Origin of the sequence: Paenarthrobacter sp. YIM B13468, from assembly GCF_042788025.1 — a bacterium.
In the GTDB taxonomy this organism is placed as follows: domain Bacteria; phylum Actinomycetota; class Actinomycetes; order Actinomycetales; family Micrococcaceae; genus Arthrobacter; species Arthrobacter aromaticivorans.
Genome location: NZ_JBHZPI010000002.1, coordinates 328226 through 335272, shown reverse-complemented (window position 1 = coordinate 335272; position 7047 = coordinate 328226). Strand labels below are relative to the sequence as shown.

Below are 7047 nucleotides of genomic sequence, written 5' to 3'. Positions count from 1 at the left end.
AGCTACGCCGGTGACCAAGGCTTCCGCGACCACTCCGTAGAAGCGGTTGAGCACCCGGATCTCTGGAGCGCCTTGGCGGCCGTATCAGTTGGCCGGGTAGTTGCGCTCCGGCTCCCCCGTGTAGAGCTGCCGCGGGCGGCCGATCTTGGTCTGGGGATCGTTGATCATTTCGCGCCACTGGGCAATCCAGCCCGGGAGGCGGCCGATGGCGAAGAGGACGGTGAACATCTTCTCCGGGAAACCCATCGCCTTGTAGATCAGGCCGGTGTAGAAGTCTACGTTCGGGTACAGCTTGCGCTGGATGAAGTAGTCATCAGCCAGGGCCTTCTCTTCAAGGCGCATGGCGATGTCCAGCAGTTCGTCGTTGCCGCCGAGCTTGCCCAGGACCTCGTGGGCCGTTGCCTTGATGATCTTGGCACGGGGATCGTAGTTCTTGTAAACACGGTGACCGAAGCCCATGAGGCGGACGCCGTCTTCCTTGTTCTTGACCTTCTCCATGTAGTCCTCGGGCTTGATTCCCTCGGCCTGGATCTGGCGCAGCATCTTCAGCACGGCCTCATTGGCGCCGCCGTGGGCGGGTCCGAAGAGCGCGTTGATGCCGGCGGATACCGAAGCGAAGAGGTTCGCGTTGGAGGAACCCACCAAACGGACGGTAGAGGTGGAACAGTTCTGCTCGTGGTCGGCATGCAGGATGAGCAGCAGATCCAGGGCTTTAACGACAACGGGGTCCAGCTCGTACTGCTCGGCCGGGAGGCCGAAGCTCAGGCGCAGGAAGTTCTCCACCAGGTTCATGGAGTTGTCCGGGTACAGCATGGGCTGGCCAATGGACTTCTTGTGTGCGTAGGCCGCAATCACCGGCAGCTTGGCCATGAGGCGGATGGTGGAAACTTCAACGTGCTCGGCGTTGAAGGGATCCAGCGAGTCCTGGTAGAACGTGGACAACGCCGAAACGGCCGAGGACAGCACCGGCATGGGGTGCGCGTCGCGCGGGAACCCACCGAAGAAGCCCTTGAGCTCCTCATGCAGAAGCGTGTGGCGGCGGATCTTCTGATCGAACTCTTCCAGCTCCGTGGGAGTGGGAAGGTTGCCGTAGATCAGCAGGTAGGAAACTTCGAGGAAGCTCGAGTGCTGCGCGAGCTGCTCGATGGGGTAACCGCGGTACCGCAGGATGCCTGCGTCGCCGTCGATGTAAGTGATGGCCGAGGTGGTGGCCGCTGTGTTCATGAAGCCGGGGTCATAGGCGACGGCGCCCGTCTGCTTCAGCAGCTTGGAAACGTCATAACCTTCGTTTCCTTCTACAACCTGGATGCGCGGCAGTTCAAGTTCGCCGCCGGCATGGCGCAGTGTCGCGCTGGTGGTCTCAGTCATGGAGTCCCCTTCATGAGGCCTCTGGGCCTCTATAGAACGCTTGTCCAACCAACTTCTGGTGACGTCGTCTTCGGCCCCACTGTTGCAGGGCTCCAACGACCGCAGTGCTTTCTTATTGAAGGCCACCATTGATAGTCAGTTAAAAAGCTACCGCCAGTAACCCTCCGGAACTAATCCGTTCCGTCCGGTTACTGGCGGAATGACGCGACTTGTGGCACAAGTCACAGCATTGTTATGAGCTTGCGCTTAACCTCTCCACGGCTGCGTCAATGCGTTCATCACTGCCGGTTAGTGCCACCCGGATGAAGCCGTTGCCGGCATCACCGTAAAAGACACCGGGACCTACGACGATCCCCCGCTCAGCAAAACGGGCCACAGTCTCCCACGTAGCTTCACCGGCCGTGGACCATAGATAGAGGCCGGCATTGGAGTCGTGGATCTGCAACCCGAACTTCTCAAGAGCCGGAACGATCCTCTCGCGGCGGCCGCGGTACAGATCCTTCTGGGCAAGTACGTGGCCAGAATCGCCCAAAGCGACGCGCATCGCCTCCTGCACCGGGTAGGGCACGATCATTCCTGCATGCTTGCGGCTGTTAACAAGGTTGGCCATAATCGCGGAGTCTCCGGCCACGAAAGCAGCCCGATAGCCGGCCAGGTTGGACTGTTTGCTCAGCGAATATACGCACAGCAGGCCATCCGTGGAACCACCGGAAACCCTTGGGTCCAGGACGCTCGGGACAGCTTCTCCCCCACGCTGGGCATCCCATTCCCCCCAGCCGAGCTCGGCGTAGCATTCGTCGGAAGCCACTACGGCGCCGATTTCGCGCGCTTGGTCAACGATCCCGCGGAGGGATTCAACGCTCCGGACACTGCCCGTGGGATTGCCCGGTGAATTGATCCAAACCAAGCGAACCCTTGCACGCGTTGCGGCATCCAGTTCGTCCAGGCTGTCCGCCGCTACGGCCGTAGCTCCTGCCAGCATCGCGCCGATATCGTACGTGGGGTAAGCCACCGTAGGCCTGACCACGACGTCCCCCGTGCCAAGGCCAAGCAAGAAGGGCAACCAGGCGACGAGCTCCTTGGAGCCCACGGTAGGCATAACGTCCCTTGGATCCAGATTGGGGACCCCGCGGCGGGTGGCGAACCATTCCACGACCGCGTGCCTCAACGCCTCGGTGCCGTGCACAGTCGGGTAGCCATGGGCATCCGACGCCGCAGCAAGGGCGTCGCGGACCAGCTGTGGTGTGGGGTCCACAGGCGTTCCGATGGACAGGTTGACCACGCCCCCGGGGTGCTTGGAGGCGGCTGCAACATACGGCGCCATGGCCTCCCACGGGTAGTCGGGCAGGTTAAGGCCAAAGGCCGGTGCCGCGGAAATCAAGGAAGCAACCGCCCTTAGTGGTCTTGGTTTTGCGGGGGCAGGGCTGCAATGAACGGGTGGTCCTTGCCGGTGTTCCCGATCTTCGCAGCGCCACCCGGGGAACCGAGGTCGTCAAAGAATTCGACGTTGGCCTTGTAGTAGTCAGCCCACTCTTCCGGGGTGTCATCCTCGTAGTAGATGGCCTCAACAGGGCATACGGGTTCGCAGGCACCACAGTCGACGCATTCATCAGGGTGGATGTAGAGGGAACGCTCACCTTCGTAAATGCAGTCAACAGGGCATTCTTCGATACATGCCTTGTCCTTGACATCTACACACGGCTGCGCGATTACGTACGTCACGTCCCAGACCTCTCCACGGTTTGTCCCGGCCATTGCCGGGGTAATACGGCCGGCAGCATGCCGGACATTCAACTTCTGAGCCTATTATCCACCAGTGCTATGACGCCAACCTAGCCCGCGTCTTAGTATGAAACGGTGACTCCCTCGCATTTGCCACCTCGACAATTTCTGCTCACAGCGCAGCCGGGCATTCGGGTGGTGGTCCGCTACAGGATTCAGGACGGCCTGACGGATGCGCTGGGGTACCTGGTGACCACCACCGAGAGCAGCTGCACCGTACGGACTCTGACCTCCGACGTCGAAATTCCCTTGGCGTTGGTCATCGCCGCGAAAGAAGTTCCCCCACCGCCGCCCCGGCGCGGGCGGCCTTAGCGGCTGCGTACCGGACGCTACCTACCCAGCAGCTGTCCGCCATCGCTTCCGCAGGCGACTGGCAACCAGAAGCATGATCAACGTGACCACAGCTATGCCAAACACCCAGACGTTGCCCACGGCGTCGCCCAGCAACAGCTGTTTGTCGGGTCCTCCGGAGGACAATGCACCAACTGTGGCGTAAGCAACCACCCCAGCTGCCGCCGTCGGGATCACTGAACCTGACCAGGCCGCCAGCCACAACTGGACCGAGGCAAGCATCAGCAGCGCGGCGCAGACACCCCAGGCGAGGTCGACGCCGGATATCACCATGGTCTGCCGGTGCAATGCCGTTCCTGCTACAGCAACAAAAAGAGCCGCCAGCACGGCCGCGGCTATGCCACGGGCCGTACTGGCGACTTCCTTGTTCATTCTGCTGTTCCAGCCGGGTTCAACCGGGCCGGACTAGGCCTTTGCGCGGGCGCGGTTGGCCTTGGCACGCTCGTTGGAATCGAGGATGACCTTGCGGATACGGATGTCCTCCGGCGTCACCTCAACGCACTCGTCTTCACGTGCGAATTCGAGCGACTCTTCAAGGGTGAGCTCACGCGGCGGGGTCAGGTTCTCGAAGGAATCCGAGGAAGCCGCACGCATGTTGGTGAGCTTCTTTTCCTTGGTGATGTTCACGTCCATGTCATCGGCGCGGGAGTTCTCGCCAACGATCATGCCTTCGTACACCTCGGAGGTGGGCTTCACGAAGAAGGAACCGCGCTCCTGAAGGTTAATCATGGCGAACGGCGTCACAACACCGGCGCGGTCCGCGATCATCGAACCGTTGGTACGGTATTCGATCGGGCCGGCCCACGGCTCGTAGCCTTCGGAAATGGAAGCCGCGATGCCGGCACCACGGGTGTCCGTGAGGAACCGGGTACGGAAGCCGATGAGGCCACGGGCGGGAACGATGAATTCCATGCGGCACCAGCCGGTGCCGTGGTTGGCCATGTTGGTCATGCGGCCCTTGCGGGCAGCCATGAGCTGCGTTACGGCACCCAGGTACTCTTCCGGCACGTCGATGGTCATGTGTTCCATCGGCTCGTGCAGCTTGCCGTCGATGGTCTTGGTGACTACCTGCGGCTTGCCAACGGTGAGCTCGAAACCTTCGCGACGCATCTGCTCAACGAGGATTGCAAGCGCGAGCTCACCACGGCCCTGTACTTCCCAAGCGTCGGGACGCTCGGTGGGCAGAACCTTGATGGAGACGTTACCGATCAGTTCCTTGTCCAGGCGGTCCTTCACCTGGCGGGCGGTGACCTTGGCGCCCTTGACCTTGCCGGCCAGCGGAGAGGTGTTGATACCGATGGTCATGGAGATCGCCGGGTCATCAACGGTGATCAACGGCAGCGGCTGCGGGTTCTCGGCGTCCGTGAGGGTTTCACCAATGGTGATGTCCTCGATACCGGCGACTGCCACGATTTCACCGGGACCGGCTTCTTCGGCAGGAACGCGGGTCAGTGCCTTGGTGGCCAGCAGTTCGGTGATCTTGACGTTCTTGAGTTCGCCGTTGGCACGGGCCCAGGCTACGGTCTGGCCCTTGCGGAGGGTGCCGTTGTAAATGCGGAGCAAGGCGAGGCGGCCAAGGAACGGCGAAGCGTCCAGGTTGGTCACGTGTGCCTGGAGAACGCCATCCGGGTTGTAGGTGGGGGCCGGGATGTGCTCGATGATGGTCTTGAACAGGGGCTCAAGGTCCTCGTTCTCCGGGGCGGAGCCGTTGTCCGGCTGGTCCAGAGAGGCGCGGCCAACCTTGGCAGCAGCATAGACGACCGGAACTTCCAGGACCTTGTCCAGGTCCAGGTCCGGAACTTCATCGGCAAGGTCCGAAGCCAGGCCCAGCAGCAGGTCCATGGACTCGTGGACAACCTCATCGATGCGGGCATCGGGACGGTCCGTCTTGTTGACCAGGAGGATCACCGGAAGGTGCGCAGCAAGGGCCTTGCGGAGCACGAAGCGGGTCTGGGGCAGCGGACCCTCGGAAGAGTCGACCAACAGGACGACGCCGTCGACCATGGAAAGACCGCGCTCAACCTCGCCACCGAAGTCGGCGTGGCCGGGGGTGTCGATGACGTTGATGGTGATGGTTTCGCCATTGGACGACGGGCCGTTGTAGGCAACCGTGGTGTTCTTGGCGAGGATCGTGATCCCCTTTTCGCGCTCCAGGTCACCGGAGTCCATGACGCGGTCCTCAACCTCACCGTGGGAAGCGAAGGAGTTGGTCTGCTTGAGCATGGCGTCGACCAGGGTGGTCTTGCCGTGGTCAACGTGTGCGACGATCGCGACGTTGCGCAGATCGCTCCGCGACGCAGTGTTGGTGATGGTTTCAGACATGCGTTGATGACTCGTTTCAGTGGTGAAGTCAGTTGTTTGTATCCGCGCGCATACCTGATCACCTGATCGGAACACACAACGAAAAGACCCCGGGACACAGGGCACCTAAAGCAAGTCTAAACGCAGTTGCATTTATCAGCCTAAAAAGCAAGCCATTTAACCTCCATTTGTGGCGCCCATCACAGCACATCACGCTTTAGTAACCGGCAGTCAAGATGCTGGATTTTCTGTTTCCTTTGCCCCATGATTGCTGCAGAACCAGTGCCATACGGAGACCAACGATGCGCAAAGCCTCGGCCGCGTTCCGCCTGCTCGCACCCTTGATCGCCGTTGGCGTTCTTGTGGTCGGCTGCGGACCAAACCAAGCCACCCCACCACCCACCACCCCGCGCTCAGCTGCGCCCGTTCCTGCCGAGACGTCCGCCGCGGACAAACCCCGAACGATAGCGCCCAGCCCTAGTCCCCTGGACCTGCCGGTGGGCTCGCTCTACAGGAATCCGGCGAACAACCGCGACGAAGTGGTCCTGGCCGACGTGCGCCACACGGCCGTATTGATTGGCGATTCCCAGGCCATGCCCAAGGACTCGTGGCCGCAAAGGGGAATCTCCGCACTTGGATACAAATTGCACGTCGTGGGAATGGGCGGAACGGGATTCGTGGCCTCCAACGGCAAGACGGGCAACTACATCGACGCGCTCCAGCGTGGGGATTGGTTGCTGCCATACGGGGATCCGCCCCTGATCGTGGTGCAAGGCGGCGGCAACGACGCCACGCAGAAGGCAACTGATGCCCAGATCAGCAGCAACGCCGACAGGCTCCTTGCTGCACTCAAGAAGCGCTATCCCGGCGCCCGGCTGGCAATGATCGGGACCCTGGCCCGCGGAGCCGACAACGGGGGCGGCCGCCGTTCCGAGGTGGATGCTCTCCTCGGCCGGATCGCCGCCAAGCAAGCGATCCCGTTTGTCAGCGCGGGCGACTGGTTGACCCGCTACGATGCCGTTGCCGACCTGCAGGACGGCGTCCATATGAAACCATCCGGCCACGCGAAGCTGGGCACCGTTCTGGCGCGCGAGCTGGGCGCTCTTGGTTTAGCAGCCCGCCCGGACACGGACACGTCCGTTTCATCCGAATAAAGGCTGTTGTGGGGCCCGCTTGGCGCCCTTCCTGGGTGTTTTGGCACGCAGAGCAGGCCCCACAACGAGTGCTTTAACGGCAAGAGCCGGT

Annotated in this window: 7 protein-coding genes; 2 read left to right on the top strand and 5 right to left on the bottom strand. The window is 61.8% G+C overall.

Annotated features, from left to right (window positions below; translation table 11 throughout):
* Window positions 1–84: 84 nt before the first annotated feature.
* From ACFX4T_RS03650 to fdxA, 3 genes are all read right to left on the bottom strand, one after another.
* Entirely contained in the window at window positions 85–1368 is a 1284-nt protein-coding gene (locus tag ACFX4T_RS03650) for a citrate synthase (RefSeq protein ID WP_377650813.1), read from the bottom strand.
* 232 nt (window positions 1369–1600) lie between these two features.
* Entirely contained in the window at window positions 1601–2749 is a 1149-nt protein-coding gene (dapC, locus tag ACFX4T_RS03645; protein WP_377650812.1) for a succinyldiaminopimelate transaminase, read from the bottom strand.
* A gap of 14 nt (window positions 2750–2763) precedes the next feature.
* Window positions 2764–3090 (bottom strand): ferredoxin, encoded by a 327-nt coding sequence (gene fdxA, locus ACFX4T_RS03640; RefSeq protein ID WP_018776555.1) that lies wholly within the window; start codon window positions 3088–3090, stop codon window positions 2764–2766.
* A gap of 135 nt (window positions 3091–3225) precedes the next feature.
* Between fdxA and ACFX4T_RS03635 the strand changes: the two genes are divergently transcribed.
* Window positions 3226–3462, top strand: a complete 237-nt coding sequence (locus tag ACFX4T_RS03635; RefSeq protein WP_377650811.1) for a hypothetical protein — start codon at window positions 3226–3228, stop codon at window positions 3460–3462.
* Between the two features lie 21 nt (window positions 3463–3483).
* Here ACFX4T_RS03635 and ACFX4T_RS03630 read toward each other — a convergent pair whose 3' ends face one another.
* Both ACFX4T_RS03630 and typA read right to left on the bottom strand, forming a co-directional pair.
* On the bottom strand, window positions 3484–3873 hold the full coding sequence (locus tag ACFX4T_RS03630; protein ID WP_377650810.1) for a hypothetical protein: 390 nt from the start codon (window positions 3871–3873) through the stop codon (window positions 3484–3486).
* Window positions 3874–3906: 33 nt separating this feature from the next.
* Entirely contained in the window at window positions 3907–5823 is a 1917-nt protein-coding gene (gene typA / locus ACFX4T_RS03625) for a translational GTPase TypA (RefSeq protein WP_216925189.1), read from the bottom strand.
* Between the two features lie 281 nt (window positions 5824–6104).
* On the opposite strand from typA, the gene ACFX4T_RS03620 reads away from it, so the two are divergent.
* Window positions 6105–6956: an SGNH/GDSL hydrolase family protein gene (locus ACFX4T_RS03620; RefSeq protein ID WP_223946483.1), complete on the top strand. Its 852-nt coding sequence runs from the start codon at window positions 6105–6107 to the stop codon at window positions 6954–6956.
* Window positions 6957–7047 lie beyond the last annotated feature (91 nt).

Coding starts and splice junctions, on each gene's coding strand:
- ACFX4T_RS03620 (WP_223946483.1), top strand. CDS start 6,105: ATGCGCAAAGCCTCGGCCGCGTTCCGCCTGCTCGCACCCTTGATCGCC.
- typA (WP_216925189.1), bottom strand. CDS start 5,823: ATGTCTGAAACCATCACCAACACTGCGTCGCGGAGCGATCTGCGCAAC.
- ACFX4T_RS03630 (WP_377650810.1), bottom strand. CDS start 3,873: ATGAACAAGGAAGTCGCCAGTACGGCCCGTGGCATAGCCGCGGCCGTG.
- ACFX4T_RS03650 (WP_377650813.1), bottom strand. CDS start 1,368: ATGACTGAGACCACCAGCGCGACACTGCGCCATGCCGGCGGCGAACTT.